This window comes from Sinomonas gamaensis, assembly GCF_005876955.1.
Taxonomy (GTDB): domain Bacteria; phylum Actinomycetota; class Actinomycetes; order Actinomycetales; family Micrococcaceae; genus Sinomonas; species Sinomonas gamaensis.
Map to the genome: position 1 here is coordinate 95,566 of NZ_SSCL01000003.1, position 25,237 is coordinate 120,802.

Annotated in this window: 21 protein-coding genes; 7 read left to right on the forward strand and 14 right to left on the reverse strand. The window is 69.5% G+C overall.

Annotation, left to right across the window (positions count from 1 at the left end):
• The first annotated feature begins 44 nt into the window (after positions 1–44).
• Positions 45–1,487 carry a zinc-dependent metalloprotease gene (locus E5679_RS05205; protein ID WP_138414025.1) on the forward strand — a complete coding sequence of 481 codons (1,443 nt, stop codon included), beginning with the start codon at positions 45–47 and terminating at the stop codon, positions 1,485–1,487.
• On the opposite strand, the gene E5679_RS05210 is transcribed toward E5679_RS05205, so the two are convergent.
• The 4 genes from E5679_RS05210 to nudC are packed head-to-tail and all read right to left on the reverse strand — an operon-like array spanning position 1,484 to position 5,391.
• Positions 1,484–1,684: a choline/carnitine O-acyltransferase gene (locus E5679_RS05210; protein WP_138414026.1), complete on the reverse strand. Its 201-nt coding sequence runs from the start codon at positions 1,682–1,684 to the stop codon at positions 1,484–1,486. The genes E5679_RS05205 and E5679_RS05210 overlap by 4 nt on opposite strands.
• A gap of 11 nt (positions 1,685–1,695) precedes the next feature.
• Positions 1,696–2,208 (reverse strand): M48 metallopeptidase family protein, encoded by a 513-nt coding sequence (locus E5679_RS05215; RefSeq protein ID WP_420821047.1) that lies wholly within the window; start codon positions 2,206–2,208, stop codon positions 1,696–1,698.
• 22 nt (positions 2,209–2,230) lie between these two features.
• A complete protein-coding gene (locus E5679_RS05220) occupies positions 2,231–4,342 on the reverse strand; it encodes an ATP-dependent DNA helicase UvrD2 (RefSeq protein WP_138414028.1) in 2,112 nt (703 codons plus the stop codon).
• Positions 4,339–5,391 carry an NAD(+) diphosphatase gene (gene nudC, locus E5679_RS05225; RefSeq protein ID WP_138414029.1) on the reverse strand — a complete coding sequence of 351 codons (1,053 nt, stop codon included), beginning with the start codon at positions 5,389–5,391 and terminating at the stop codon, positions 4,339–4,341. The genes E5679_RS05220 and nudC overlap by 4 nt, the downstream gene beginning before the upstream one ends.
• Positions 5,392–5,533: 142 nt before the next feature.
• Between nudC and E5679_RS05230 the strand changes: the two genes are divergently transcribed.
• Positions 5,534–6,598, forward strand: coding sequence for a phosphotransferase (locus E5679_RS05230; protein ID WP_420821048.1), 1,065 nt, complete (start codon positions 5,534–5,536; stop codon positions 6,596–6,598).
• A 3-nt stretch (positions 6,599–6,601) separates the two neighbouring features.
• On the opposite strand, the gene E5679_RS05235 is transcribed toward E5679_RS05230, so the two are convergent.
• From E5679_RS05235 to E5679_RS05245, 3 genes are read right to left on the reverse strand one after another with little or no spacing between them, the layout of a single operon-like run.
• Positions 6,602–10,000, reverse strand: a complete 3,399-nt coding sequence (locus E5679_RS05235) for an ATP-dependent DNA helicase (RefSeq protein ID WP_249335971.1) — start codon at positions 9,998–10,000, stop codon at positions 6,602–6,604.
• Positions 9,997–13,182 carry an ATP-dependent helicase gene (locus E5679_RS05240; RefSeq protein ID WP_249335972.1) on the reverse strand — a complete coding sequence of 1,062 codons (3,186 nt, stop codon included), beginning with the start codon at positions 13,180–13,182 and terminating at the stop codon, positions 9,997–9,999. Before E5679_RS05240 ends, E5679_RS05235 begins: the two co-directional genes overlap by 4 nt.
• Positions 13,179–13,589 carry an MGMT family protein gene (locus tag E5679_RS05245; RefSeq protein WP_138414031.1) on the reverse strand — a complete coding sequence of 137 codons (411 nt, stop codon included), beginning with the start codon at positions 13,587–13,589 and terminating at the stop codon, positions 13,179–13,181. Before E5679_RS05245 ends, E5679_RS05240 begins: the two co-directional genes overlap by 4 nt.
• A gap of 38 nt (positions 13,590–13,627) precedes the next feature.
• Here E5679_RS05245 and E5679_RS05250 point away from each other — a divergent pair, with 38 nt between their 5' ends.
• The 4 genes from E5679_RS05250 to E5679_RS05265 all read left to right on the forward strand — a co-directional run bounded on the left by E5679_RS05250 (position 13,628) and on the right by E5679_RS05265 (position 17,161).
• Positions 13,628–14,365, forward strand: a complete 738-nt coding sequence (locus tag E5679_RS05250) for a 3'-5' exonuclease (RefSeq protein ID WP_138414032.1) — start codon at positions 13,628–13,630, stop codon at positions 14,363–14,365.
• 310 nt (positions 14,366–14,675) lie between these two features.
• Positions 14,676–15,632, forward strand: coding sequence for a substrate-binding periplasmic protein (locus E5679_RS05255; protein WP_138414033.1), 957 nt, complete (start codon positions 14,676–14,678; stop codon positions 15,630–15,632).
• A gap of 18 nt (positions 15,633–15,650) precedes the next feature.
• Positions 15,651–16,427, forward strand: coding sequence for an amino acid ABC transporter permease (locus tag E5679_RS05260; RefSeq protein ID WP_138414034.1), 777 nt, complete (start codon positions 15,651–15,653; stop codon positions 16,425–16,427).
• Entirely contained in the window at positions 16,424–17,161 is a 738-nt protein-coding gene (locus tag E5679_RS05265) for an amino acid ABC transporter ATP-binding protein (RefSeq protein WP_138414035.1), read from the forward strand. The genes E5679_RS05260 and E5679_RS05265 overlap by 4 nt, the downstream gene beginning before the upstream one ends.
• Before the next feature lie 97 nt (positions 17,162–17,258).
• Here E5679_RS05265 and E5679_RS05270 read toward each other — a convergent pair whose 3' ends face one another.
• Positions 17,259–17,714, reverse strand: a complete 456-nt coding sequence (locus E5679_RS05270; protein ID WP_138414036.1) for an Lrp/AsnC family transcriptional regulator — start codon at positions 17,712–17,714, stop codon at positions 17,259–17,261.
• Between the two features lie 80 nt (positions 17,715–17,794).
• Between E5679_RS05270 and E5679_RS05275 the strand changes: the two genes are divergently transcribed.
• Positions 17,795–18,358 (forward strand): LysE family translocator, encoded by a 564-nt coding sequence (locus E5679_RS05275; RefSeq protein ID WP_338055884.1) that lies wholly within the window; start codon positions 17,795–17,797, stop codon positions 18,356–18,358.
• Positions 18,359–18,449: 91 nt separating this feature from the next.
• Here the strand turns inward: E5679_RS05275 and hemL are convergent, their stop codons facing one another.
• From hemL to E5679_RS05305, 6 genes are all read right to left on the reverse strand, one after another.
• Positions 18,450–19,817 carry a glutamate-1-semialdehyde 2,1-aminomutase gene (gene hemL, locus E5679_RS05280; RefSeq protein ID WP_138414037.1) on the reverse strand — a complete coding sequence of 456 codons (1,368 nt, stop codon included), beginning with the start codon at positions 19,815–19,817 and terminating at the stop codon, positions 18,450–18,452.
• Between the two features lie 147 nt (positions 19,818–19,964).
• The gene (locus tag E5679_RS05285) at positions 19,965–21,023 is read right to left on the reverse strand and encodes an LLM class flavin-dependent oxidoreductase (RefSeq protein ID WP_138414038.1); all 1,059 of its coding nucleotides are present in this window, start codon (positions 21,021–21,023) and stop codon (positions 19,965–19,967) included.
• Between the two features lie 43 nt (positions 21,024–21,066).
• Positions 21,067–22,047 carry a porphobilinogen synthase gene (hemB, locus tag E5679_RS05290; RefSeq protein ID WP_138414039.1) on the reverse strand — a complete coding sequence of 327 codons (981 nt, stop codon included), beginning with the start codon at positions 22,045–22,047 and terminating at the stop codon, positions 21,067–21,069.
• On the reverse strand, positions 22,044–22,967 hold the full coding sequence (locus tag E5679_RS05295) for a uroporphyrinogen-III synthase (protein WP_138414040.1): 924 nt from the start codon (positions 22,965–22,967) through the stop codon (positions 22,044–22,046). The genes hemB and E5679_RS05295 overlap by 4 nt, the downstream gene beginning before the upstream one ends.
• A 2-nt stretch (positions 22,968–22,969) precedes the next feature.
• Entirely contained in the window at positions 22,970–23,971 is a 1,002-nt protein-coding gene (gene hemC / locus E5679_RS05300; RefSeq protein ID WP_138414041.1) for a hydroxymethylbilane synthase, read from the reverse strand.
• A 2-nt stretch (positions 23,972–23,973) separates the two neighbouring features.
• Entirely contained in the window at positions 23,974–25,236 is a 1,263-nt protein-coding gene (locus E5679_RS05305) for a ferrochelatase (protein WP_138414310.1), read from the reverse strand.
• Position 25,237 lies beyond the last annotated feature (1 nt).

Sequence of the window (25,237 nt, forward strand, 5' to 3'; positions counted from 1 at the left end):
GGTACCGTGAGGATGACTGTTCCCTCCCAGTGATCGGCGGCATCATGACCACTCCGGACAAGCCACACGGCAACGGCGAGGAGCCTCAGGACCCCTTGGCCGAGCTCTTTGCGAAGCTCATGGGCGGCGAGGGCCTCGAAGGTGTCGACCCGGCCGAGATCGCCAAGGCCGCCGGCCTTCCCGAGGATCCCGCGCTGCTCCAGCAGATGTTCCAGCAGGTTCAGTCGATGATGATGTCCTCTGCCGGGGACGGGCCCGTGAACTGGCAGCTCGCACACGACCATGCTCGGCGCACTGCAGCCTCCACATCCGACCCTTCGGTGTCCGCCACCCAGAACCGTGAGGTCGACGAAGCCCTGCGCCTTGCCGAGCTCTGGCTGGACAACGTGACCGATTTCCCCTCGACGGGCCTCATCGGCCGCGGCTGGTCGCGCGCCGAGTGGATTGAAGCGACGATGGCCACGTGGCGGCGGCTCACAGAGCCCGTTGCCAACAGCGTCTCCACGGCGCTGTCGACCGCGATCAGCGAGCAGCTGCCGGAGGAGATGAAGGGCATGCTGGGCGGCGCGACGTCCATGCTGCAGAACATGGGCGGGGCGATCTTCGGCATGCAGCTTGGGGCGGCGATCGGTGCGCTGTCCGGAGAAGTCGTGAGTGCCTCCGATATCGGGGTGCCCCTCGTCGACCTCGAGATGGCGCTCCTGCCCGCCAACGTCGCGAAGTTCGGCGAGGGCCTCGGGCTGCCCGAAAGCGACGTGCGCCTCTACCTTGCGGTGCGCGAGGCCGCGCACGCGCGCCTGTTCATGCACGTCCCCTGGCTCCGCGCGCACCTCCTCGGAACGATCGAGGATTACGCCCGCGGGATCCACATCGATATCTCGAAGATCGAAGAGGTCGCGCGCGACGTGGATCCCCGCAACCCCGAGTCACTCCAGGAGGCCCTCCAGGGAGGCGTCTTCACTCCGGAGCGGACTCCGCAACAGGACGCCGCCCTCAGCAAGCTCGAGACAGCGCTGGCGCTCGTCGAGGGCTGGGTCGACGAGCTGACCGCTGCGGCCACAGATGGGGTCCTTCCGTCCGCGCCGGCCCTTCGCGAGGCGGTTCGGCGCCGTCGTGCGACGGGCGGGCCCGCCGAGCATGCCTTCGCATCGCTCGTCGGCCTTGAGCTCCGGCCGCGCCGCCTGCGCGACGCGGCACAGCTCTGGGCTTCCCTCACCGAGGAGCGCGGCGCCGATGGCCGCGACGCCATCTGGCGGCACCCCGATCTGCTGCCGAACGCCGAGGACCTCGACGATCCCACCGGCTTCAGCGCCCGGCGCTCGGCAGCCGAGGCACAGGAGAACGAGGTGGACGCCGCGCTCGCCAAGCTCCTGGCGGGCGGCTTTGACGCGCCTGCCGAGGGCGGCCCCGCCGAAACCGGCGGCGAGCCTTCGCAGGAGGGCGAGGAGGAGACGGACGACGACGGCGGGAAACCGAGCGCGGGCTAGTCGACGTCCTCGACGACCTCGCCGAAGGGAATGCTGTCGTCGATGAGCGCCTGCAGGGTGTGCGGCTCATTCAGAACGACGCGAACGCCATGCTCGGCCTCCGCCGCGGATTGCTGAAGGACCGGCCGAACCGTCTCGATGAAATCTCTGGTCCGGCCCTCGAGGTACTTGCGGTAGCTGGCTGGGAGCTCGCTCATGGCCCCAGATTCTAGGCGGGAGGCCCTTCGGGCGTAAGACCTCGCGAGGCCGCGAAGGAAACGCCGGCGAGGAAGGCCTTCGCCTCGGCCATGCGGGGGTAGCGATCGACGAGTGCCCAGAACCGCGGCGTGTGGCCGCTCACGAGCAGGTGGGCCAGTTCGTGGACGAGCACGTAGTCCACGACCCACTGGGGCATTCCCTGCAGCTGGTGCGAGAGCCTGATGCTCCGCTCCCCCGGCGTGCACGAACCCCACCTCGTGGACTGATTAGACACCCAGCGGACGCTGGCCGGCTCCGCCTTCCCGCCGAGGTACTCGCGCGAGAGCTCCGCTGCGCGTGCGGCAAGGTCAGCGTCGCTTCGCGGGCCCCGTCGCCGCGCATCATCCCGCTGGAGCCGCTCCACCATACGGCTGACCCAATGCTCCTCCTGTGCCTTCGTGAAGCGTGCGGGGATGGCGACGACGGCAGTCCCGCCCTCCCAGAACGCGCTCACCGTCTTGCGGCGACGGGCCGAGCGCCTCACTTCAACCGGAGGAGGTGTCCCTTCACTCGCCACGGAGGAGCTCCAGGACGGCCTCGCCGTAGCGCTCGAGCTTGGCCTTGCCCACGCCCGCGACGTTGGCCAATTCGGCCAGGCTCGCAGGCTTGGCCTCGGCGATGGCTGTCAGGGTGGCGTCCGTGAAGATGACAAACGCAGGCACATCGGCGGCCCTAGCCTGTTCGAGGCGCCAGCCGCGCAGCGACTCGAAGGTCGCCTCGTCGTAGGACGGAGGGCAGTCGGCGCACCGCCCCACCTTCCGCTCTGCCCCGGTCTCGAGGACCGAGCCACAGACCCGGCAGACGGCTGGGCCTCGGTACTCACGCCGGCGGCGAGATCCCGAGCCGCCCTCGATTCCCGCCGTCGTCCGCACGCTCCCAGGCCGCAGCCCGTCGAGGAAGCGCGACGGGCGCCGGTGAGCTCGGCCGCCCGGGGTTCGGGAAAGGGACCATGAGAGATGCAGGAACTGCCGAGCCCGGGTGATGCCCACGTAGAAGAGGCGGCGCTCTTCGTCGACGGTCACGGGGGTGTCGGCGAACGAGATCGGCACGAGCCCCTCGCTGAGCCCCACGAGGAACACCGCATCCCATTCGAGGCCCTTCGCCGCGTGGAGCGAGGCGAGGGTGACCCCCTGAACAGATGGAGCGTGCTGGGCCGAGGCGCGCTCGTGAAGCTCGAGCACGAATTCGGGCATGCCGAAGTCCTCGCCACGCGCCGCCGAGAGCTCGTCGGCGAGAGCGACGAGGGCAGACAGTGATTCCCAGCGCTCACGCGTCGCGCCGCTGCCCGAGGGCGCCTCGTCGGCGTAGCCCAGCGACGAGAGCACGTCCCGCACGGCCTGTCCCAGGGGAACTCCCGCAGGTTGGCTCCGCGCCGCCGTGCGCAGCTGCGCGACGGCGTCCCGCACCTCACGCCGATTGAAGAACCTTTCCCCGCCACGCAGCTGGTACCCGATGCCGGCCGAAGCGAGAGCCTGTTCGAACGCCTCAGACTGGCCGTTCGTCCTGAACAGCACCGCGATGTCCTTGGGTTCTGTCCCGGCTGCTACCAGCTGACCGATGCGGCGCGCGACGGCGGCCGCCTCAGCCTCGTCGTCGCTGCATTCGGTGAATTCCGGCTCGGGGCCAGCTGGCTGCTGCGCGGTGAGCTGGAGCGGCTCGGCCCAGAGGCGGTCTGCGGCGGGGCCCCCGCTGCGCCGCGCAGCAAGCAGCCTGTTGGCCAGGTCCACAACCTGAGGAGTCGAACGATAATCGCGCACGAGCTTCACGATCTTCGCGTCCGGGAAGCGCTGCCCGAACTCAAGGAGGTGGGCCGAGGTCGCGCCGGTGAACGAGTAGATGGTCTGGCTGGCGTCGCCCACAACGCATAGCTCCTCGCGGCCGCCGAGCCAGAGCTCGAGGAGCCGCTGCTGCAGCGGAGACACGTCCTGATACTCGTCGACGACGAAGTGCCGGTACTGTTCGCGGACCTCTGCGGCGACCTTCGGGTCCTCCTGCAGAATGCCGACCGTGATCAGCAGGACGTCCTCGAAGTCGATGAGGTTCCTGTCCAGCTTGACGTCCTCGTACGCCTGGAACAGCCGGGCTACGGCAGTTGGCTGGAGCCCGCCCGGCTCGCCCCGGCCCTTCGCCGCCTCGAGGTACGTCGAGGGAGTGATCATGGACACCTTCGCCCATTCGAGTTCCGAGGCAAGATCCCGGATCGCTGCGCGATCCAGCGTGACGCGCAGGCGGCGCGCCGCCTCCGCGATCGCTTGGGCCTTGTGTTCGAGGAGACCGGGGAGCTGCCCACCCACGGCCTGGGGCCAGAAGTACTGGAGCTGGCGCAGCGCCGCGGCATGGAAGGTCCGGGTCTGCACCCCGCCGGCGCCAAGATCCCGGAGACGGCTCCGCATCTCGGCGGCCGCGCGTGCGGTGAACGTCACGGCGAGGAGGCGTTGAGGCTGGTAGACGCCGGAATGCACGCCGTAGGCGATGCGGTGCGTGATCGCCCTCGTCTTTCCGGTTCCGGCCCCTGCAAGGACGCACAGTGGCCCGTGCAGGGTGGTGGCGACCTCCCTCTGCTCCTCGTCGAGCCCGCTGAGGAGGCGTTCCTCCAGCGACAGTGTTTCCGCTGTCATGAGGAAGCCCGGGCGACGGAGGGCTCGTCGATGGGGCCTCCGTTCCAGTGCTCGATCAGGGCGCGCGAAATGGACGCCCGCGTCGGGAGCGTGATTTCCCCTGAGGCGACGACCGCACGGAGCTCGTCCCTGTCGAACCACCGCGCCAAGATAACCTCTTCGCCATCCACGCGCGCCTCGGTGTCCTCTGTGCGGGCCGTGAACCCCAGCATGAGGGATGCCGGGAAGGGCCACGGCTGGGAACCGAGGTACTGGCATTCGGTCACGCGAACGCCGACCTCCTCGGCGATCTCGCGCACCACCGCCTGCTCGAGGGACTCCCCGGGCTCCACGAAGCCCGCCAGGGTGGAGAACATGGTGGAGCGCATTCGGGCGCCGCGTCCCAGCAGGACTCGGTCATCAGGACCCACAACGGTGACGATGATCGCAGGGTCCGTTCGCGGGAAATGCTCCGAACCGTCCTCCGGACAGACGCGGACCCATCCGCTCATGGTCACGAGCGTCAGCGCGCCGCAGCGAGGGCAGCGGGGATGCGATTCGTGCCAGTTGGCGATCGCGTAGGCCTCGAGGACCAGTCCGGCCTCGAACGGATGCATCGAGGCGCCGACCTCGCGGAAGCCGGACCAATGGACGGCGGACGGGAGAAGCCCTGCTCCCGCGGCGGCGGGCTCGGACATGACGCCGGCAACCGGTTCGACAGGCTCCGGCAGCACCACGAGGACGACTTCGGCACCCACGGGATAGGCCTCGGGTGCCCCTTCCGGAACCCTGCCGAGATAGACGACGAGGTGCTCGAGCCACTCCGACGGAAGCGTCGACGTGGGAAGCACCACGAGCCCCTCCCCCTCCATCGCGCTGCGCCGCTGCGCCATCAGCACCGCCAGCGTGCCCGGCGCGCGCAGGAGTCCATCGAGGAACGCGGGATCCGCACGCTCTTCGCTCCTTCGATCCAGTGCGGCGGCCTGAATGGGAAGCAGCGTCGGCGAGAGGGCCCCAGCCACGGGAGCGACGGATGAAGCAGAGCTCAGCGGGGTGGGGCGAGACGTCATAGTCCTACCGTACTGACCCTTGCCGACAGCCGCACACGCGGGACGCGGGCCTGTGGACGGTGCTCGGTGCGGGGACACGCCGCAATGCGCCACGGAACGCCCGGTCTGGCGGGCTACCGTGGACAGGGTGAGACGTACCCCCATGGAGCTGGCTGCCCTCGCGACCGCTGCCGTCCCCGGTCTCGAGCCCGTGGCGGTCGGACCATCGCCCGACGACGCAACAGACTTCGATTCGGCCCTCATCCAAGGGGCCGACCGCCGTCGATGGCGCGTCCGCTCCCCGAGAGGCACTGAGGCGAGCGCCCGGCTGGAGACGGAAATGCTGGTTCTGCGGGCCTTCGGCCCTGCGGTCCGCGCGGAACTGCCGTTCCAGATGCCGGCCGTGGCCGGGACCGTGAGCCTCGGGGATCTCACCACGTGCGTCTACACCCACCTCGCCGGCACGGTCCGGGAACTCTCCGAGCTCGCGCAAGGAGGGCCGCGGCTCGTGAAGGACATCGGCGCCGCGCTTGCCGCCATCCATGCCCTGCCGCATTCGCTGGTGGACGGGGCTGATCTCCCCGCCTACACCGCAAATCAGTTTCGTCAGCGCCGGCTCAACGAGCTCGATCAGGCGGCCACAACCGGCCAGATCCCGCCGGTGCTGCTCCGCCGCTGGGAGAACGCGCTCGAGGACGTGAGCCTGTGGCGCTTCAACCCGACCGTGGTCCACGGTGACCTGCACGAGGACAACTTGCTGGTCGACGACGGGCGGGTCAGCGCGGTCATTGGGTGGACCGACCTGAGGGTCGGGGATCCTGCCGACGACCTTGCCTGGCTCGTGGCGTCGAACGAGCCCCAGTTCGTCGACGCCGTCGTCGCCGCCTACCACGAGGCTAGGCAGGAACCGGTGGACCCGCACCTCCTGCGCCGTGCGTCGCTCGCCGCCGAGTTCGCGCTCGCGCAGTACCTCGTGAAGGCACTCGCGCTCGGCGACGCCGAGGCCGCCCGAGACGGCCAGGACATGCTCCGCCAGCTTGCGGCGGACATCGAGGAGCAGGAGGCCGTCGAGGCCCCGGCCGAAGAGGCCGCCCGCGAGCCTTCCGAACTGGCCGCCGACACTTCCGACGCCCCAGTGAACCCCTCCGCCAGCGCGCCCGCCACGGATGCGATTCCCTTGGTCGAGGGCCTTGCTCCGGGCGCCCGGAGCACCGCCGGTCACGACTGAGGACTATCCGAGCGCGCGGGTGATGATCCCTTCGAGCTCGGCCTCCCCCGCAAGCCGGTCGGGGCGCACGACCTGACCATCCCCGAGGTAGAAGAACGCCGCGGTGACCTGATCCAGCGGCAGGGCGTGCAGGCGCGACCAGGCGAGGCGGTAGACCGCGAGCTGGACCGAGCGGGCGGCTGCGTCGCGACCGGTGGGCGCCCGGCCGGTCTTCCAGTCCACGAGCTCCCACGTCCCGTCCGCGTTGCGGAAGACGGCATCGACGCGCCCGCGCACCACGACCGGTCCCACCCGGGTTTCGATGGGGACTTCTACGAACGCGGGGCTCCGGTGCGCCCATTCCGACGCCTTGAACGCGTCCACGAAGGACGGCAGATCGTAGGCCTCGTCCACGAATTCGTCGGCATGGTCGAGGCCCTCGAGCTCGAGCATGGCGCTCTGCGCGAAGTACTCCTCGACCCATGCGTGGAAGGCGGTTCCGCGGCGTGCCGCCATGCCCGGACGTCGGGGCACAGGCCGACGGAGCTGGCGGATCACCGCCTCGGCATCCTCACCGAGCGCGACGAGCGCCGACGCGGACAGATGCTCTGGAAGACGCACTCCCCCGCCGTCGTCGGCCTTGGCGCGGTCCGCGAGCAGCAGCTGTTCTTCGCGCAGCCATGACCGCACCCTCGCCGAGGGTGCCGGGAGCTGCTCAGCGGGAGGTCCATGGAGCGCGGTGAGAACCGCGGCGGCCGAGCGCTCGAGCGCCTCCCGCCGCCCTGGAGCGAGACTGCGCCGCTGTCCCGTTGCCGCATCGAGGGGCCCCTCGAGCGGATCGTAGGGCCATAGCGCAGTCTCGGGTTCCGCGGTCAGGGGGTTCTCGGCTGGCAACTCTGCGTCGTCGATCCACGAGAGGACCTCGAATCCCTGCTCCTCGGCGGCGTCCCGCAACTCGGACAGGAACACGGACGGGCCTGCCGGCTTAGCGCGACTCGCGGACCACGCAGAGCCCGTGACCACGAGCAGGCTCTTGGCGCGCGTCAAGGCGACGTAGGCAAGGCGGCGCTCCTCCCGTTCGGAGTGCTCCGTCGCGTCCTCAGCGAAAGCCTTCTCCGCCTCGACGCATCCTTTCAGGTCCGCCTGGTCGGCGTCCCACTGGGGCAGCTCTCTCCTGTCGCCTCGCAGAGGCCACGGAAGCGCCTCGTGCCCGCTGGTCCAACGGTCGTTGCCGCCGCTGGGGAAGGCACCATGATTCAGACCGGCCACGACGACGGCGTCCCACTCAAGCCCCTTCGAGGCGTGAACAGTCAGCAGCTGGATGGCCCCGGGCGTGGGCTCGCTAGGCGCCATGTCCAGCCCCGATTCCTCCTGCGCCGCGGCCTCGAGCCATGCTAGGAAGGCCAGCAGTTCGGATGAGGTGGACTGCGCGAGGAACGAGGCTGCGGCTTCTTGGAAGGCATCGAGGTTGCGACGCGCCTGATGGAGCGACACCCCCGGACGGGCCGCAAGTTCGATGTCGAGGAGCAGTGAGCGCTCAACGTGGGCGACGAGGGTGCCGAGGTCGTCGGAGCTGAGCATCCGAAGGGTCCGGAGCTCGTCCCGCAGACGGCCCAGACGGTGAAGCCCCTCTTCGCTGATCGACCGCCCTGCCCCGGAGACCCAATCCGGGCGCGGAAGGCGATCGAGCGCTTCGACCAAGCTCGCGGCTTCTGCGAGGTCGCCCTCGACAAGCACCTCCTCCGCCGTTCCCGGCGCGTCGAGATCCTGCTCGCCCGGCCGCGCCGCGCGCGCCCGCCTCGCCGCCAGATGGCGTGACCAGTCTGCGAGCGCCATCAGGTCCGCCGGTCCGATGCGCCAGCGGGCGCCGGCCATCAGGCGCATGAGGGCGTCGGAGCGTCCCGGATCCGCGATGACGCGGAGGGTGCTGACCACGTCGACGACTTCCGGCGTGTCCAGCAGGCCACCCAGCCCGACGACCTCGTAGGGCATGCGACGACGGTCGAACTCACGCTGGATGGACGCGAACTGAGCCCGCTTCCGGCAGAGGACGGCCATGGTGGGAGCGTTCGCGCCGTGCTCACGAGACCAGGCCTGAAGCTCGTCGGCCACGGCTGCCGCCTCCTCGAGCTCGTCCCGGAACCAACCGAGGCGAACCGTGCCCTGCCCGGCGAACGGGCTGGGTTCGAGCGTGCGGACTTCCGCCCGAGCCGCCGTCGGCGCGTAGGGGGCGGGGCGGCGCAGTGGGCCAGCGACGACGTTGGCCGTGGCAAGCACGGACACGCTGTTGCGCCAAGCGGTGGTGAGATGGCTCACTGCCGCCCGCCCTCGCCTCCCGTCGGGGAGGAGCTCCGAGAACGTTTCGGGGAACGAGGCGAGCTGGCCCGCCGAGGCGCCCCGGAAGCCGTAGATCGACTGGTTGGGGTCCCCCACGGCCATGACCGAGTGTCCGTGGCCGAACAGCTGCGAGAACAGGACGGTCTGCGCGTGGGACGTGTCCTGGAACTCGTCGAGGAGGACGGTACGGTATTGGGCTCTGAGGAGTCGACCGGTTTCCGGCACATCCCGCGCGATCCGAGCGGCGAGGGCGACGAGATCCCCGTAATCCAGGGCACCGCGGCGGCGCTTCGCCTCGCCGAAGCGCACCACGAGACCGGCGACGGCGGCGCGGGATCGCAGCGTCGAGACCAGCTTGGCTGCAGCGGCGGCTGGCCCCCGACCTCCGGCGAGGACAGGCGGAAGGCAGGACAGTCGCTCGGCCTCGTCGTTCAGCCACGCCCGGACCTGCTCTGGATCGGCCAGATGCTCGGCGCATTCGGAGGCGAACGCCATCACGGCCCCCACGAGCGTGCTCCTTGCCGGAAAGCCCTCCCAGATCGCGCCGTCGTAAGCCTCCACCACGGTCGAGGCGAGCTGCCACGACTGGGCTGCTCCAAGGAGCACGGCGTCCCTTTCCACTCCGATGCGCAGGCCGTGGTCCTGGACGATGCCGTTGGCGAACGAGTGGTAGGTGGAGACGGTCGGATCCAAGGCCTCCTGGTCCAGGACCCCGGGCGCAAGGGTGAGCCCTCGCTGCCTGGCTGCCCGAGCGAGCTTGGCGAGCTGAGCGCGGATTCGGGCCGACAGTTCACCTGCGGCCTTCCGGGTGAACGTCACTCCGAGGATCTCGTCCGGGCGTACCCAGCCGTTGGCCACCAGCCAGACGACGCGGTCAGCCATCGTCGCCGTCTTGCCGGAACCAGCGCCCGCGACGACGAGCCTCGGCGCGAGCGGGGACGAGATGATCTCGGACTGCTGAGGGGTCGGCCGGTGCTGGCCTAGCAGCTCGGAGAGTTCCTCTGGCGTGAATCGCGGCTCGGGAAGCCCGGATTCGGGAGGGCCGTCGATGCCCTCCACCAGTTCGGCGTCGAGACCGATTGTCACTCAGTCACCTGCTTTCCCCGAGAGCAGAGTGGGCAGATCTCGGGCAGGCGGCAGCCGCCGGCGAAGCTGTTTGCGGCGTCATGACGTGCAGCGAACACCTCTCCTGACATCGTCTCCGCGGCCCTCTCCACCAGTTCGACCGCCCACTGAGGTTCGTCGAGCGGAGGCTGCTGCTGAACCGACACGTTTTTGGCGGAGTCTCCGAGTTGGACCAGCTCCGCGCCACCGGGCCGGCTATCGGTCGCCTCGTCTCCGAAGGCTCCTGCGGCGACGGCAACCTGATAGGCGGCGAGCTGCGCGTGGCGCGGGACATCGGCCGACTTCGGCTTGCTCTTGCCGGTCTTCAGGTCGACGACGACGAGACGTCCGTCGTCGTCGACCTCAAGCCGGTCAACTTGCCCTCTGATCACCGTGCGCTGGGCGATCTCCGAGGACCCCACGGCCGCGAGAGGGGCCTCGAAATCCGCTTCCACCGCAAGCAGCTCGCGGCCGCTCGTCCGCACGTACGCGGAGAGCTTGGTGAGCATGGCCCGCGCCCGTTCGTAGTCACGCTGCGCTTCCCAGGAGTCGTCCTGGCCGAGGCTCGGCCACCTCCGTTCGAGCTCGCCGAGATACTCCGCGGCGGTTCCATGCGGCAGCTCCTGGGCGATGGCGTGCACCAGCGTTCCCAGGCTGCGCGCGAAATCTGTGGCCGGTTCGCCGCCCGCCGCCGCTACGAACCAGTCCAGCGGATTCTTCGTGGCGGTCTCCACCTTGGACGGGGAAACGAAGACGGTCTGTCCGTCCGGAACCACGGGGCCCGGTCCCGTCATCGCCGCGAGGCCATACCAGTCTTCGGGGTGCGCGCCGGGAGCTCCTGCACGGGCCAAGCGGGCGAGAAGGTCGACGGCGTGCGAAGCGTCCCGTCCGCCCTCCTCCGCCGCTTGGCGCAGCTCGGCCACGAGCGGTCGCAGGCCGAGCGCGCGAGGCACATCCGTGAAGGGGCGCAGGGACTGGCCGTCGGGCAGAGGATCCACGAGATCGAGGAACGGCGAGGGCACCTCATCCTCGGAGCGAACACCCGTGCAGACCAGCCGTTCCGAAGCGCGCGAGATGGCGGCGGAGAACATCCTGAGCTCGTCGTAGCGGATGTCCCGCAGCCGGCTCCGCGGCGTCACGAGCATCGCGTCGACCGGCCCCAGCTCGAGGCAGTCCGTGAACATCGTGCTGCCGAGGAGTTCGCCACGCAGCCGGTTGTTGGGCCAGACCCCATCCTGAAGGCCAGCGACGAACAGGAGCTGCCACTCCCGCCCCGCCGCGCTTGCCGGCGTGAGGAGCTCCACGGCGTCGTCCGCCTGAGCGCGGGGCGCCAAGGTGTCCATGGGGATTTCCTGCTCGACGAGGTAGTCCAGGAACTGGGCCGGAGAGGCGCCGGGCAATCGGTCCACGTAGCGCTCGGCGGTGTGGAAGAGGGCCATGAGGGCGTCGAGGTCCCGATCTGCCCGCAGTCCGAGCTGGCCTCCCTCGACCGCGAGCCTGTACCACCGCTCGGACAGCCCGGCAGCCTCCCAGAGCGCCCAGAGGACGGTCTCAGCGGTTGCTCCTGGCTCCGCGGCGGCCCTCCGACCCTGCTCGAGCATCCGCCCGATCCGCCGAGCCGCTTGACCTTCGACGCCCAGCTCAGCCAAGACTCCGGGAGCCACGAGCGCTTCGACGAGGAGCGCGTCGCTGGCGCGCCCACCTCCGCTGGCGAGTTCGAGCTGCCGCAGCGCTTGGCGCAGCCGCCGGAGCTCGAGCGCCGATGCCCCGCCGATGCGGGACGAGAGCAGCTCGACGGCGGCCTCTGGCGTGAGTTCTCCGGGTTCGAGCGCGATGCGGTAAGCGGTCAGGAGCGGCCGCACGGCCGCCTCGTCGCGCACTGCGGTCTCGGCAACAGGCACCTTCACGGGGATCCCCTGAGCTGCCAGGAATCTCTGGACCTGCGCCAGTTTGGTCCCGGAGCGAAGCATGATCGCCATGTCGCCATAGCCCACGTCACGGAGGAGACGTGCGTCCTGAATGCGGTGCGCGAGGTACCGGAGTTCGTGCATGGGCGAGTGGAACACGTGCGCCTCGACAGAACTCGCCGGCTCGAACAGGGCGGCGTGGTCGAGCTGGCGCGCCGCTTGGCCCCCCGGCACCGCCGAGATGCGCGACGCCACTGACTGCCAGGCCGTCGCGATGTCCGGCGGCAGACGGTGCGAAGTGCTGAGGCTCCTCTCGGTGACGTGCCCGAGGAGATCCCGCAGCCGCGGGACGAGGTCGGGACGCGCGCCTCGGAACCCTTGCACGACGACGTCGGGCGCCGCTGCCGCGATCACGTCCCGCCCTGCGCCGATCACGGCGAGGAGCTCGAGCACTGCGGGATTCGACTCCTGCACGTCATCCATGACGAGGACCGACAATCGGGAACGCTCGGCCTCGAGGAGTTCCGGATCATCGAGCAGGATCTGCCGCGCCGCGGTGATGATGCCCGCAGGATCGAAGGCCTCCGGCATGCGGAGTTCGAGGACGTCCCGGTATTCCCGGTACAGCTGGGCTGCAGCTTCCCATTCGCCTTTTCCTGTTCGGCGTCCCAGCACCGCAAGATCGCGGGCGGTCGCGCCGTATTCGGTCACGCGGTCGAAGAGCTCGCGGACCTCATGCCGGAAGCCCCGGGTGGCGAGGGCGCCTGTCAGGCTCGCCGGCCACTCGGGGCCGCGGCCCATAGAGCGGTGGCCTTCGAGCAGTTCCTTCACGATGAGATCCTGCTCGGCGCCGGAGAGGAGGCGTGGAGCGCGAGGCAGCCACTCCAGACGGCCTTCGGCCCGCGCGCGCCGGATGAGGTCGAACGCATAGGACTGCCACGTCCGAGCGGGCGGAGCGCTCAGGCTGCGGTTCAACCGCGCCGTGAAGGCGTCCCGCAGCCGGGCGGACGCTGCGCGGGAGGGAGCGAGGATCAGGACATGGGAAGGGTCCACCCCATCCCGCTCCACCCGGGTGACCGCCGCCTCCACGAGGACCCGGCTCTTCCCGGTCCCCGGAGCACCCCAGACCAGCACGGGGCCGCACCCCTGGCGGAGCTCGAGGATCGCCTGCTGGTCGGGCGACGGCGCCCAGGGGCCAGCCGAGGAGCGCTCCCGCGGGGGCAGGAGGCGCATCCCCTGGACTGTCGAATCCGTCATGGCCGTAGCTCACCATCCGGGTCCGACATTCTTCCGCGCGGACCGTGGACCCGTTCCCACAACGCGTCCGCGATGGAGTCCACCGCATCCAGCTCGGCATCGTCCGGTGCCCAACGGGCGCGCTGCATATCGACCCTCCAGGTCCCCGACCGCAGGTCGCCTCGCAGCGGAGTGCCTTCGTCGATGTACTTGGCCAGCGCGGCCGTCTCATGGCCTTCCGGCGCGCCGCCGGCCGCTTTGATCACGCGCCACCAGGGGACTCCGCCGCCGTGCCGGGAGAGGACGGTGCCGACTTGGCGAGGGCCACCCATGCCGAGCAGCTCGGCCACGTCTCCGTAGGCAAGCACGGTGCCCGGAGGGACGAGCTCGACGACGGCCAGCACCGCCTCCACAAACTCGTCCCGCATGGTTCCCAGCCTAGGGGCTCGGCGAGCCTCTCCCGGGAATGTCGGTGCCCGTCGATACCGTGTGGGTCATGACGTGGAAGACGAAGTCCAGGGCGGCGTTCGACCTCGAAACGACCGGGCGCAACGCCCGCGCCGCGAGGATCGTCACGGCCAGCATCGTGGTGCTGGGCGCCGAGGGATCGGTGGAGGCCCACCACGAATGGCTCGCCGACCCCGGCGTCGAAATTCCAGCAGAGGCCGCCCAGGTCCACGGAGTGACCACGGAGCGCGCACGCTCGGAGGGCCGGCCCGCCCGGGACGTCGTCGCAGAGGTGTCGAAAGTGCTTCAGGAGCTCTTCGATCAGGATGTTCCTGTCGTCGCGTTCAATGCCTCGTACGACTTCACGGTCATGGCCGCCGAATGCGCCCGCCACGGCCTGCCCCAGCTCACGCGCTTCCCAGTGCTCGACCCCTACGTCATCAACAAGCAGGTCGAGCGCTATCGGAAAGGCAAGAGGACCCTCGGAGCCCTGTGCGACGACTACGGGATCGTCCTCGACGAGGCTCACACTTCCGCAGCCGATGCTCTCGCCGCCGCCCAGCTGCTCGAGGCAATGGTGGTCAAGTTCCCCGAGCTGGACAGGCCCGCCGAAGCGCTCCATCGCAGTCAGGTCGGCTGGTCACTCGAGCAGGCGGCGGACTTCCAGACCTACCTCAGGCGCACCAAGCCAGCCGCAGTGGTCGAAGGCGAATGGCCGGTGCTCGCCCCTGTGGACGCGAGCCGCGGCGGCTTCTAGCGCCGCGATTCTCAGCCGCCATCGGGCACATGTCCGGCATTTGAGACACAACTCACAGTCTTATTTCGGCGCACTCGGCGGCCTGACGCCTCGCATTCATTCACGCTGAACGGCGCTGAGCTTTTTCCAACGAGGCAAGGAGACCAGAGACCGAATTTTCTTCGGGAGGATCAGGAGTGTTGCGGAATATGTTCTGAAAAAGAATGTTTCACGGGCCCCGCACATAATGGTATGCAGCCCAGTCGCGCGAGCCGCGCACCCCGCGCACTCTTCGCGCGCCCTGCATTCACCACACGAAAGCGAAGGCTCCATGAAGCTCAAGTCCCCCAAGTGGCTTGTGACCGCCCCGGTCGCCGCCGTCGTCGCCCTCACGCTCGCTGCGTGCGGCGCGGGCGGTTCGACGTCGTCCGGTAGCCCCACCGACGCCCTCAAGGGCGCGGACCAGCAGTCCACCGACAAGTACACGACCGCTTCGGTGACGCCTCTGGACAAGATCGACAAGTCGAAGCTCAACCTGATCACCCCGGGCACGATCAAGGTCGGAACTCTCTCGGACGCTCCGCCCAACATCTACCTCGACAACGCCACTGGTCAGTTCACGGGCTACGACAACGAACTGCTCAAGGCGATGGCGGCGAAGCTCGGCCTCAAGGTCGAGTTCGTCTCGACGAAGTTCCAGAGCCTTCTCGCGCAGGTCAAGACCAAGCAGTTCGACATGGGCTCCTCCTCGATCTCCACCACGGACGCGCGCCGCGACACGGTGGCCTTCACGAACGGCTATGACTACGGCTACATGGCGATCGTGACGAAGGAGAACGCAAAGGTGAAGACCTTCGACGATCTCAAGCAGGGCGTCCGCATCGGCGTCGTGCAGGGTACGGTCCAGGACGACTTCGTGACGAACACCCTCAAGCTCGAGCCCGTTCGCTTCCCGGACTACAACACCGTGTACGCGAACGTGAAGAGCGGCCAGATCGACACCTGGGTTGCCCCTTCGCAGCAGGCCGAGGGCCAGGTCAAGCCGGGTGACGGGACCACGATCGCCCAGAAGAAGGTCAACACTCAGAACTTCACGGCCTATGCCGTGGCCAAGGACAATCCGGCCCTGACGGAGGCCCTCAACTCGGCGCTTGACGCAGTGATCGCCGACGGCACCTGGTCCAAGCTCACGGCCCAGTGGTACCCCGACCGCCCGACCCTCAAGGAACAGACCCCCGAGGGCTGGAAGCCCGGCAGCAAGGCCGCTCAGGTCACTGCAGCCAAGTAGTCAACAGATAGGCGCCACATGGATTACCTGAACAATCTCGGCGAGACCTTCTTCGACTGGAGGGTCATCGGCGAGGTCCTGCCGGCCATGTTCACGGTCGGGCTGCCGAACACCATCGTGTTGGCTCTCTCGTCCGGGATCATCGGCACGGTGCTCGGAATGATCCTTGCCCTGATGGGCATCTCCCGGAATCCTGTGGCACGGTGGATCGCCCGGGTGTACACGGATGTCTTCCGTGGACTCCCGGCGATCCTCACCATCCTCGCGGTCGGCCTCGGCTTCGGACCTGCCTTCCGCGAGCTCACGGGGGTGACGAGCCCGTACCCCATGGGCGTTGCGGCACTCTCGCTCATCTCGTCTGCCTACATCGGCGAGATCTTCCGCTCCGGCATCCAGAGCGTCGAGAAGGGCCAACTCGAGGCGGCGCGCGCGCTCGGCTTCGGCTACGGCCCGTCCATGCGACTCGTCGTCGTCCCCCAAGGGGTGCGCCGTGTGCTGCCAGCGCTCGTGAACCAGTTCATCGCGCTGATCAAGGACTCGTCCCTCGTCTTCACCCTCGGACTCTTGGCCTCTGAGCGCGAGCTATTCCAGATCGGTCAGGACAAGGCCGCCCAGAGCGGCAACTTGTCGGGGCTCGTGGCAGCGGCGATCTTCTACCTCGCGATGACTGTCCCGCTCACGCACCTCGTCAACTGGATCGATGCCCGGCTGCGCACGGGCCGGGCGCAGAGCCGCGCGGAGAAGCAGGAACCGGACGAGGTCGCGGCCGTCGTCGGGAAGGGAGCCCACGAATGAGCCAGTTCTCGTCTGGATCGCTCGAGGCAAAGGCCATCCACCTCGCCTTCGGCAGCAACAAAGTGCTCCGCGGGATCGACCTCAACGTGCCAGCCGGCACCACGGCCTCGGTCATCGGCCCGTCCGGCTCGGGAAAGTCGACCCTCCTGCGCGTCATGAACCGGCTCATCGAGCCGGACCAGGGCGACATCCTGCTCGACGGAAAGTCAGTGCTGAAGGACAACCCTGACGAGCTGCGCCGCAGGATCGGCATGGTATTCCAGCAGTTCAACCTCTTCCCGCACATGACGGTGGGCGACAACGTGGCGTTCGCGCTCCGCAAGCTGCGCAAGCTGCCCAAGGACCAGGCCCGCGACGAGGCACTCGAGCAGCTCGACCTCGTGGGGCTCAAGCACAAGGCCGATGTGCGTCCGGCGACGCTCTCGGGCGGCCAGCAGCAGCGCGTTGCGATCGCCCGAGCGCTCGCGATGAAGCCCGAGGTCATGTTCTTCGACGAGGCGACCTCAGCTCTCGACCCCGAGCTCGTCAAGGGGGTGCTCGCGCTCATGGCCGACCTTGCAAAGGGCGGAATGACCATGGTCGTGGTGACCCACGAGATGGGCTTCTCCCGGAACGTCTCCGACACTGTCACGTTCATGGACGGCGGCGTCGTGGTTGAGAGCGGCGCGCCGGGACAGATCTTCGACGATCCGCGGACGGATCGCCTCCAGCGCTTCCTCAGCGACGTGCTCTGAGGCGCCCCAAAGATCCGAGGCGTCCCACAGGAAAGGGCGACGGCGGCACTCACCGGGGTGCCGCCGTCGCCCTTTTCCGTCCAGCCCTCCAGGCGCCTCAGAGCGGCAGCCCGCCGACTCCTTTCAGATCTCGCATCACGATGGTCGAGGTGAGCTTGGCCAAGCCAGGGAGCGCCGCGAGCCGCTCGTCATAGAGCCGCTGGTAGCCGGGCAGGTCCTCGGCAACGCACTTGAGCAGATAGTCAGGGTCGCCGAACAGGCGGTACGCCTCGACGACCTGCGGCTCCTCGACGACCGCCGCCTCAAAGGCCTTGATCGCCTCTCTGGACGTCTCGCGCAGGGTCGCGAACACCATGGTCCCGAAGCCCAAGCCGACTTTGGCGGGATCGACCTCGGCGCGATACCCGCGGATGACCCCGTCGGCCTCGAGATCCTTGAGCCTGCGATGGCACGGAGCGAGGGTCAGGCCCACCTCCGCGGCGAGCGCCGTCGCGGTGATCCTTCCGTCCATCTGGAGGACGCGCAAGATACTTCGGTCGAGTTGGTCGATCACGGAGAGAATCTATCCCAGATACTCGATGCCGGGCGAGAAGAGGTGAGCACTTTTCGCGTCAATTTTCCTACTCTTGCCGCATGGACTTCACGCCCCTCCTGGGATTCGCCGCCGTCTCCCTCACGCTCGCCCTCACCCCCGGCGCGGATTGGGCCTACACGATCTCGGCCGGGCTTCGGGAGCGCTCCGCTGCGCCCTCGATCGCGGGGCTGTGCACGGGATACGTGGCCCACACGGCGCTCGTCGCCGCGGGCCTCGGAGTCCTCCTCGCCGCCCGTGCGGATATCGTGGCCTGGCTCTCAGTCGCCGGGGCGCTGTACCTCCTGTGGCTGGGGGTCACGACGGCGCGCAGCTGGCGCGGAGCGGGCTACCGCGCGGCGGACGCGCCGACCGGCGGGGCGGCCGGCGGAGCGTTCGCCGACTTCCTGCGGGGCGCGGGAACGAGCGGCATCAACCCGAAGGGCCTGCTGCTCTTCCTGGCGTCATGCCGCAGTTCGTGCGTGCGGGCTCGTCGGTCCCGGTTCCCGTCCAGACCGTGGCGATGGGCCTCACCCACGTGGCGATCACCGTCATCGTCTATGGCCTCGTGGCCGTCGGGGCACGCCGCCTGCTCCGCTCGGCACCACGCCGAGCCCAGATCGTGACGCTCGCAAGCGGCGTGGTCATGCTGGGCATCGGCGTGGCCCTGCTCGCCGAGCAGGTGCCGGCGATCGTCAAGGCGGTGTAGGAGGCGCCTCAGTTCGCCGTGAGCGACGGGTCCGATTCGGCAGGCGAGTCGCCGTGGACGACGGCGTCGCCCGGCGTCGCGGCCGCTGCGGCTCGCGCCGCGCCTGGCAAGGCGTCGTAGATGCGCTGCATGGCGTCGTCGTCGTGGGCTGCCGACAGGAACCACGCCTCGAACACGCTCGGCGGCAGGTACACGCCGGAATCGAGCATCGAGTGGAAGAAGGGCGCGTACCGGAACGCCTCCTGCGCCTGGGCGTCGGCGTAATTGTGCACGCCGCGCTCGGAGGTGCCGAAGGCGACGGAGAAGAGGTTCCCCGCGCGCTGGATCGAGTGGTCCACGCCCTCGGCTGAAAGCGCGTCGGAGAGCGCGGCGGAGAGCTCCTGCGAGCGCGCATCGATGTGGGCATAGACCTCGTCGGTCGCGAGGGAGAGGGTGGCCACGCCGGCGGCCATCGCCACGGGGTTCCCCGAGAGCGTGCCCGCCTGGTACACCGGCCCGAGAGGCGCCAGGAACTCCATGACGTCGGCACGGCCGCCGAGCGCGGCGACCGGCATTCCTCCGCCGATCACTTTGCCGAACGTGAAGAGATCGGGCGCCCAGCCCTCGCCCTGGCCGGTCAGGCCCCAGTAGCCCGCGGGTCCCACGCGGAAGCCTGTGAGCACCTCATCCATGATGAACAGCGCCCCGTGCTCAGCAGTGATGCGGCGGAGCCCGGCGTTGAAGCCCTCGGCCGGCGGCACCACGCCCATGTTCGCCGGCGCCGCCTCGGTGATGACGGCGGCAATCCGGCCCCCGTGCTCGGCAAAGGCGGCCTCCACGGCGTCGAGGTCGTTGTACGGCAGCACCAGGGTCTCGGCGGCCGTCGCGGCCGTGACCCCGGCGGATCCGGGAAGCGCAAGCGTCGCCACGCCGGAACCGGCCGAGGCGAGCAGGCCGTCCACGTGACCGTGGTAGCAGCCCGCGAACTTCACCACGAGATCGCGGCCCGTGAAGCCGCGCGCCAGTCTGATCGCCGTCATGGTGGCCTCGGTGCCGGTGGACACCATCCGCAGCCGCTCGACGGCGGGCACGCGCCCCACTACCAGCTGCGCGAGAGCCGCCTCGTCCGGCGTCGACGCGCCGAAGGAAAGGCCCCGGTCGACTGCGGCGTGGACGGCGTCGAGGACCTCCGGCACCGCGTGGCCAAGGAGCGCCGGACCCCATGAGCACACGAGGTCGGCGTAGTCGCGCCCGTCGGCGTCGGTGACGTAGGCGCCCTTGGCCGAGACGATGAAGCGGGGCGTGCCGCCCACGGACCCGAAGGCGCGGACGGGAGAGTTCACCCCTCCGGGCATGAGCGAGCGGGCACGGCTGTAGAGGTCCTCGGAGGTGGTCATGGGTCCATTCTCTCCTATGGTTCCCGCGCCTCCCGCGGCACCGTCCATGCGTTCCTGTCCGCTTGAGACTTCCCAACCAGTTCGGCCCGCGGCGCGTTGCTGGGCGACACGATCCGCGGGCCGAAGAAGCGGACTGGAGCGCAGTGGTTACGCCAGCATGTCGGCGACGAGCGGGGCCACCTTGGTGCCGAAGAGCTCGATGCTCTTCATCATGGCGTCGTGCGGGAGCGTCCCGTTGGAGTACTTGAGGTCGAATCGCTCCGTGCCGAGGGCGCGATGGGTGTCGGCGATCTTGCGGGCCACGGTCTCCGGCGAGCCGACGTAGAGGGCACCGGCCCGGGAGGCCTGCGCATTGAACTCGGTCCTGCTGCCGGGGCCCCACCCGCGCTCGGCGCCGAGCCGGTTGCGCATCGCGAGCCAGTGCGGGAAAAGCTCCTCGCGGGCCTGCTCATCCGTGTCCGAGACGTGCCCGGGCGAATGCGTCGCGAGCTGGGTGTAGGGCTTGTCGAACTTCTCGAGCGAGCGCTTGTACAGCTCGACGAACGGCGCGAAGCGGGCAGGCTCCCCGCCGATGATGGCGAAGCTCACCGGGTAGCCGTAGTGCGCGGCCCGAACCACGGACTGCGGCGTTCCGCCCACGCCGATCCACGTGTCGAGGAGCCCCTCCTCGAGGTGCGGATACGCGGTCAGGCCTCGGATGGGACCACGCGTGCGGCCCTCCCAGTGGACGGGCTTCTGGGATCGCACCCGGTCGAAGAGCTCAAGCTTCTCCTCGAAGAGCACCTCGTAGTCCTCGAGGTCCAGGCCGAACAGCGGGAAGGACTCGATGAACGATCCGCGCCCGAGGATCACCTCGGCGCGGCCCTGCGAGATGGCGTCGAGCGTCGAGAAGCGCTGGAACACGCGGACGGGGTCGTCGGAGGAGAGGACCGTGACCGCGGAAGCGAGCCGGATGTTCTGGGTCTCGGCGGCGACTGCGGCCAGGAGGACCTCGGGCGCCGAGACCGCGAAGTCCTTGCGGTGGTGCTCCCCCACGCCGAAGGCGTGCAGCCCCACCTGATCCGCGAGCTTGCCCTCCTCGACGACCTCGCGGATCACCTGAGCGTGGGGCTTCGGCGAGCCGTCGGCACTCGTGCCGACGTCGCCGAACGTGTTGAGGCCAAGGAGAACGGTGGACGACTGCTCACTTGTTCCATGCATATGCATGCAAACCGCCTCCTCTGCCGCTTCATTCCCGCGCGACTCGCGGCTACCCCTCGCGGAGCCAGCCCGCGATCTCGGGAGCCCAGTACGTGAGCACCAGATTCGCGCCTGCCCGGCGGATCCCGAGCACGGACTCAAGGATCGATGCCTTCCGGTCGATCCAGCCGTTCGCCGCCGCCGCCTCGATCATCGCGTACTCGCCGGAGATCTGGTAGGCCGCAACAGGCACCGGGCTCATCGAGGCGACGTCGGCGAGGATGTCGAGGTAGCTCATGGCGGGCTTGACCATGATCATGTCCGCACCCTCCTCGAGGTCGAGCTCCACCTCGAGGATCGCCTCCCGACGGTTGGCCGCGTCCATCTGATAGGTGCGGCGGTCGCCCTTGAGCTGAGAGTCGACGGCCTCGCGGAACGGGCCATAGAACGCCGAGGCATACTTCGCGGCGTAGGCGACGATCGAGACGTCCTGCTGCCCGGCGGCGTCGAGCGCCTGGCGGATCACCGCGACCTGGCCGTCCATCATTCCGCTGGGCCCGAGGACGTGAGCGCCGGCCTCGGCCTGGGCGACGGCCATCTGCGCATAGATCTCGAGAGTCGCGTCGTTGTCGACGCGACCCTGCGCGTCGAGCACCCCGCAGTGTCCGTGGTCCGTGAACTCGTCGAGGCACACGTCGCTCATCACCACGAGGTCGTCCCCGACTTCGGCGCGCACGCTGCGGATGGCGGCGTTGAGGACGCCCTCGGGATCGAGCGAGGCCGAGCCCACGGCGTCCCGGGTCTCCGGCACGCCGAACAGCATGATGCCGCCCAGCCCGAGCTCCGCGGCCTCGACCGCAGCGCGCTTGAGAGTATCGGTCGTGTGCTGCACGATGCCCGGCATCGACTGCAGGGGGGCCGGCTCGGTCAGCCCCTCCCGGATGAACACCGGCAGGATCAGCTCCGCGGGGTGGAGACGGGTCTCCGCGACGAGGCGGCGCAGAGCCGGGGTCTGGCGGAGGCGGCGCGGGCGGTGGATCGGGAAGCTCACGGTGTGTCCTTCCAAGGAGAGATTCCAGGGGTCAGCAAGAGAGCGTGCACGACGGCGTCGACGATCCCCTCGGGCGTCGGCTGTGCCGCTGTCGCCGCCACGCCGAGGCCGAGCGCACGCAGTTCCTCGGCCGTGGGCTGCCCGATCGCCACAAGCAGAGTGGCGTCCAGGGGGTTCAGCGTCTCGTGGATACGGCGGGCGGCACTCGGCGATGCTGCGACGACGGCGCTCAGCCGTCCTTCGGCAAGCTCGGCGTTCGCATCCTGGGGCGAGAGGACGACGGCGGAGCTCGGCTCGGCGCCGACGGCTAGTTCCGCGGTGAGTCGCCGCCCGGGGTCCGCCGGATAGTCGACGGTGCGGTAGGCGATGACGGGTTCGACGGCCCAACCGCGTTCCTCGAGTCCCTCGGCAAGGGTCGGCGCGGCGAGGTCGCTCTGCGGGAGGAGGATCCGCACGGCGCTGGCTCCGGCGGAACCCGCCGCTCCGCCGTCGTCGGAGTAGGCCCACATCTCGAGGAGGCCTTCGGCGGATTGCCTGCCCTCGGGCGCGAGGTCCACGCGCAGCCCCTCCGCCTCGAGCACTCGCCGCGAGCTCGGCCCGATCGTGGCCACCCGAGTCCCAACCGGGACCAGCTCGCTCAGGCTCGTTCCGCGCTCTGCAGCGACTTCCTTGAGCGCCCGCACGGTCGTGATGCTGCTGACCACGAGCCATGAGTACTCCCCCGCGGCCAAGCGCTCCAATGCCTCAGCGAGCGGCTGGGCCTCGGGCGCGCGCTCGAAGTCGATGAGGGGAAGCAGCAGGGGTTCGGCCCCCGCGCGGGCAAGCGCGGATGCCATCGCGCCGGCCCGATCCGGGCTCCGGGTGAGAAGCACCCGCCGCCCGGCGAGCGGGGCGTCGGACCGCGGATCCTCGATCGTCATGCTCAGGCGCCCAGCTCCGCGAACTCGGCGACGCCCTGCGCCAACAGCTCCTCCGCGAGCTCGATGCCCAGAAGGTGGGCGCCGACGTCCGTCAGGCCGTCGGTTGCCTTGTTGAGCCGGACGCTTCGGGTTCCGTCGGGCGAGCACACGACGGCGTCGAGGTAGAGGAGGCTTCCCTTCCGGCGGGCCAGCGCGCCGACAGGGGCGGCACAGCCGGCCTCGAGCCTGGCAAGGAGTGCCCGCTCGGCGCTCACCGCGAGGCGAGTGTCTGCGTCGTCGATCGCGGCAAGGGCCTGGGCGAGCACGCCCTGGATGGCATCCTTCACCAGCACCCCGTTCTCGCGCGCGGGTGCGTCGTCGAGCCGGCATTCGACGGCGAGCGCGCCCTGCCCCGGCGCGGGCAGCATGACGTCGGGCTCGAAGTACTCGCTGACCACCTCGGTGCGCCCAAGGCGGCTGAGGCCGGCCGCGGCGAGGACGACGGCGTCGAGGTCGCCAGTCGTGCCACCGACAGAACCAGCCGAGTTGCCCGGGAGGCCGGGAACGCGACCGAGCCGGGTGTCGACGTTGCCGCGGATGTCGAGGACCTCGAGATCCGGGCGCGCCGCCCTCAGCTGAGCCGCCCGGCGCGGCGAGCCCGTGCCGACCTTGGCCCCTTCGGGAAGCTGCGCGAGCGTGAGGCCATCGCGGGCGCACAGCACGTCGCGGACGTCTGCCCGCTCGGGAATCGCGCCGAGCGCGAGGCCGGGAGTTCCACCGGTGGGAAGGTCCTTGAGCGAGTGAATCGCGACGTCGCAGCGATCGGCGAGCAGCGCCTCACGCAGGGCCGCCACGAAGACCCCGGTCCCGCCGAGCTGTGCCAGCGAGCCGGTCCGGACGTCCCCTTCGGTCTTGATTCGGACGAGCTCGGTCTCGAAGCCGCCGACGGCGGCGAGCATGTCGGCAGTTTGCTGCGTCTGGGTGAGGGCGAGTGCGCTTCCACGCGTCCCGATGCGGACGGACATGGTCAGCGCTCCGTCCCAGGGCCGGCAGCTGTTCCCGCCGCTGTTCCCGCCGCTGTTCCCGCCGCTGTTCCCGCTTCTGCTATTACCGGCTTCGCTCCCCTGAAGTTCTCGCAGCACCCCGGCCGGCACACGTCGTACCAGGGGCCGAGATCGGTCACGTGCGGGCGGTCCGCGATGGTGTCCTGGCTCGTCCGCTCGCAGATGAGGTCCACGAGGCCGGCCACGAACTTGCCGTGCACGCCGGGGGTCGGGACGCGGACGGCGGCGACGCCCAGCTTCTCGCACGTCTCGAGGGCCTCCGTGTCGAGGTCCCAGGCGACTTCCATGTGGTCGCTCACGAAGCCCAGCGGCACGATGACGACGCCCTTGACGGACGGCTCATCGCCGTCGCCTGCGGCGATCGCCTCGAGGTGGTCGTTGATGTCGGGCTCGAGCCACGGGATGTGCGGTGCACCGGACCGTGACTGGTAGACCAGGTCCCATTTCACATCGGGCGCAACGGCCCGCACGATCGCGCGGGCGTTGGCGAGGTGCTGGGCCACGTACGCCGACCCGCCCTCGAACTCGCGCGGCTCCGCCCCGGAACGGCCCGCGGCCTCGGCGTCACGGGTGGGAATCGAATGCGTCGAGAACAGGACGCGGATCTCCCCGTCCCGTGACCCGTCAGCAGCGCCGAGGGCCTCGCGCACCTGGTTGAGTCCCGCCGTCGTCCCCTCGACGAAGGGCTCCACGAAACCGGGGTGGTCGAAGTACTGGCGGACCTTGTCCACCTCGAGGCGGCCGGCGAGCCCGGTCTCCTCGAGCGCGACGCCGATGTCCTCACGGTACTGGCGGCAGCTCGAATAGCACGAGTAGACGCTCGTGGTGACCATGAGGACGCGGCGATGGCCGTCGTCGTACATCTTCTGAAGCGTCTCGGGGATGTAGGGGTCCCAGTTGCGGTTGCCCCAGTAGACGGGGATCTCGATCCCCCGCGCGGCGAGCTCCGCTTCGAGGGCGGCCTTGAGCTCGCGGTTCTGGGCGTTGATGGGGCTCACGCCGCCGAAGGCCCGGTAGTGATGGCTCACCTCTTCGAGCCGCTCGTCCGGGATGCCGCGCCCACGGGTGACGTTGCGGAGGAACGGGATCACGTCGTCCTGGCCTTCAGGGCCGCCGAACGAGGCAAGGAGGACGGCGTCGTACTGCTTCGGCTCCATCCGCCCGGCCTCCGTGACCGGATTGATGGCGGTGGAGACCTCGAGCACCTCGGGAAGTCCGGCGGGCATG

Excerpts from the sequence above, each read along its gene's own strand:
- E5679_RS05305 (WP_138414310.1), bottom strand. The coding sequence starts at position 25,236 with ATGCCCGCCGGACTTCCCGAGGTGCTCGAGGTCTCCACCGCCATCAAT.
- hemL (WP_138414037.1), bottom strand. The coding sequence starts at position 19,817 with ATGACCACCTCCGAGGACCTCTACAGCCGTGCCCGCTCGCTCATGCCC.
- E5679_RS05230 (WP_420821048.1), top strand. The coding sequence starts at position 5,534 with ATGGAGCTGGCTGCCCTCGCGACCGCTGCCGTCCCCGGTCTCGAGCCC.
- E5679_RS05210 (WP_138414026.1), bottom strand. The coding sequence starts at position 1,684 with ATGAGCGAGCTCCCAGCCAGCTACCGCAAGTACCTCGAGGGCCGGACC.
- E5679_RS05245 (WP_138414031.1), bottom strand. The coding sequence starts at position 13,589 with ATGCGGGACGAGTTTGTGGAGGCGGTGCTGGCCGTCGTCGAGCTCGTC.
- E5679_RS05260 (WP_138414034.1), top strand. The coding sequence starts at position 15,651 with ATGGATTACCTGAACAATCTCGGCGAGACCTTCTTCGACTGGAGGGTC.
- E5679_RS05295 (WP_138414040.1), bottom strand. The coding sequence starts at position 22,967 with ATGACGATCGAGGATCCGCGGTCCGACGCCCCGCTCGCCGGGCGGCGG.
- E5679_RS05250 (WP_138414032.1), top strand. The coding sequence starts at position 13,628 with ATGTCGGTGCCCGTCGATACCGTGTGGGTCATGACGTGGAAGACGAAG.
- E5679_RS05240 (WP_249335972.1), bottom strand. The coding sequence starts at position 13,182 with ATGACGGATTCGACAGTCCAGGGGATGCGCCTCCTGCCCCCGCGGGAG.
- E5679_RS05275 (WP_338055884.1), top strand. The coding sequence starts at position 17,795 with ATGGACTTCACGCCCCTCCTGGGATTCGCCGCCGTCTCCCTCACGCTC.
- E5679_RS05220 (WP_138414028.1), bottom strand. The coding sequence starts at position 4,342 with ATGACAGCGGAAACACTGTCGCTGGAGGAACGCCTCCTCAGCGGGCTC.
- E5679_RS05205 (WP_138414025.1), top strand. The coding sequence starts at position 45 with ATGACCACTCCGGACAAGCCACACGGCAACGGCGAGGAGCCTCAGGAC.
- E5679_RS05265 (WP_138414035.1), top strand. The coding sequence starts at position 16,424 with ATGAGCCAGTTCTCGTCTGGATCGCTCGAGGCAAAGGCCATCCACCTC.
- hemC (WP_138414041.1), bottom strand. The coding sequence starts at position 23,971 with ATGTCCGTCCGCATCGGGACGCGTGGAAGCGCACTCGCCCTCACCCAG.
- E5679_RS05255 (WP_138414033.1), top strand. The coding sequence starts at position 14,676 with ATGAAGCTCAAGTCCCCCAAGTGGCTTGTGACCGCCCCGGTCGCCGCC.
- nudC (WP_138414029.1), bottom strand. The coding sequence starts at position 5,391 with ATGACGTCTCGCCCCACCCCGCTGAGCTCTGCTTCATCCGTCGCTCCC.
- E5679_RS05285 (WP_138414038.1), bottom strand. The coding sequence starts at position 21,023 with ATGCATATGCATGGAACAAGTGAGCAGTCGTCCACCGTTCTCCTTGGC.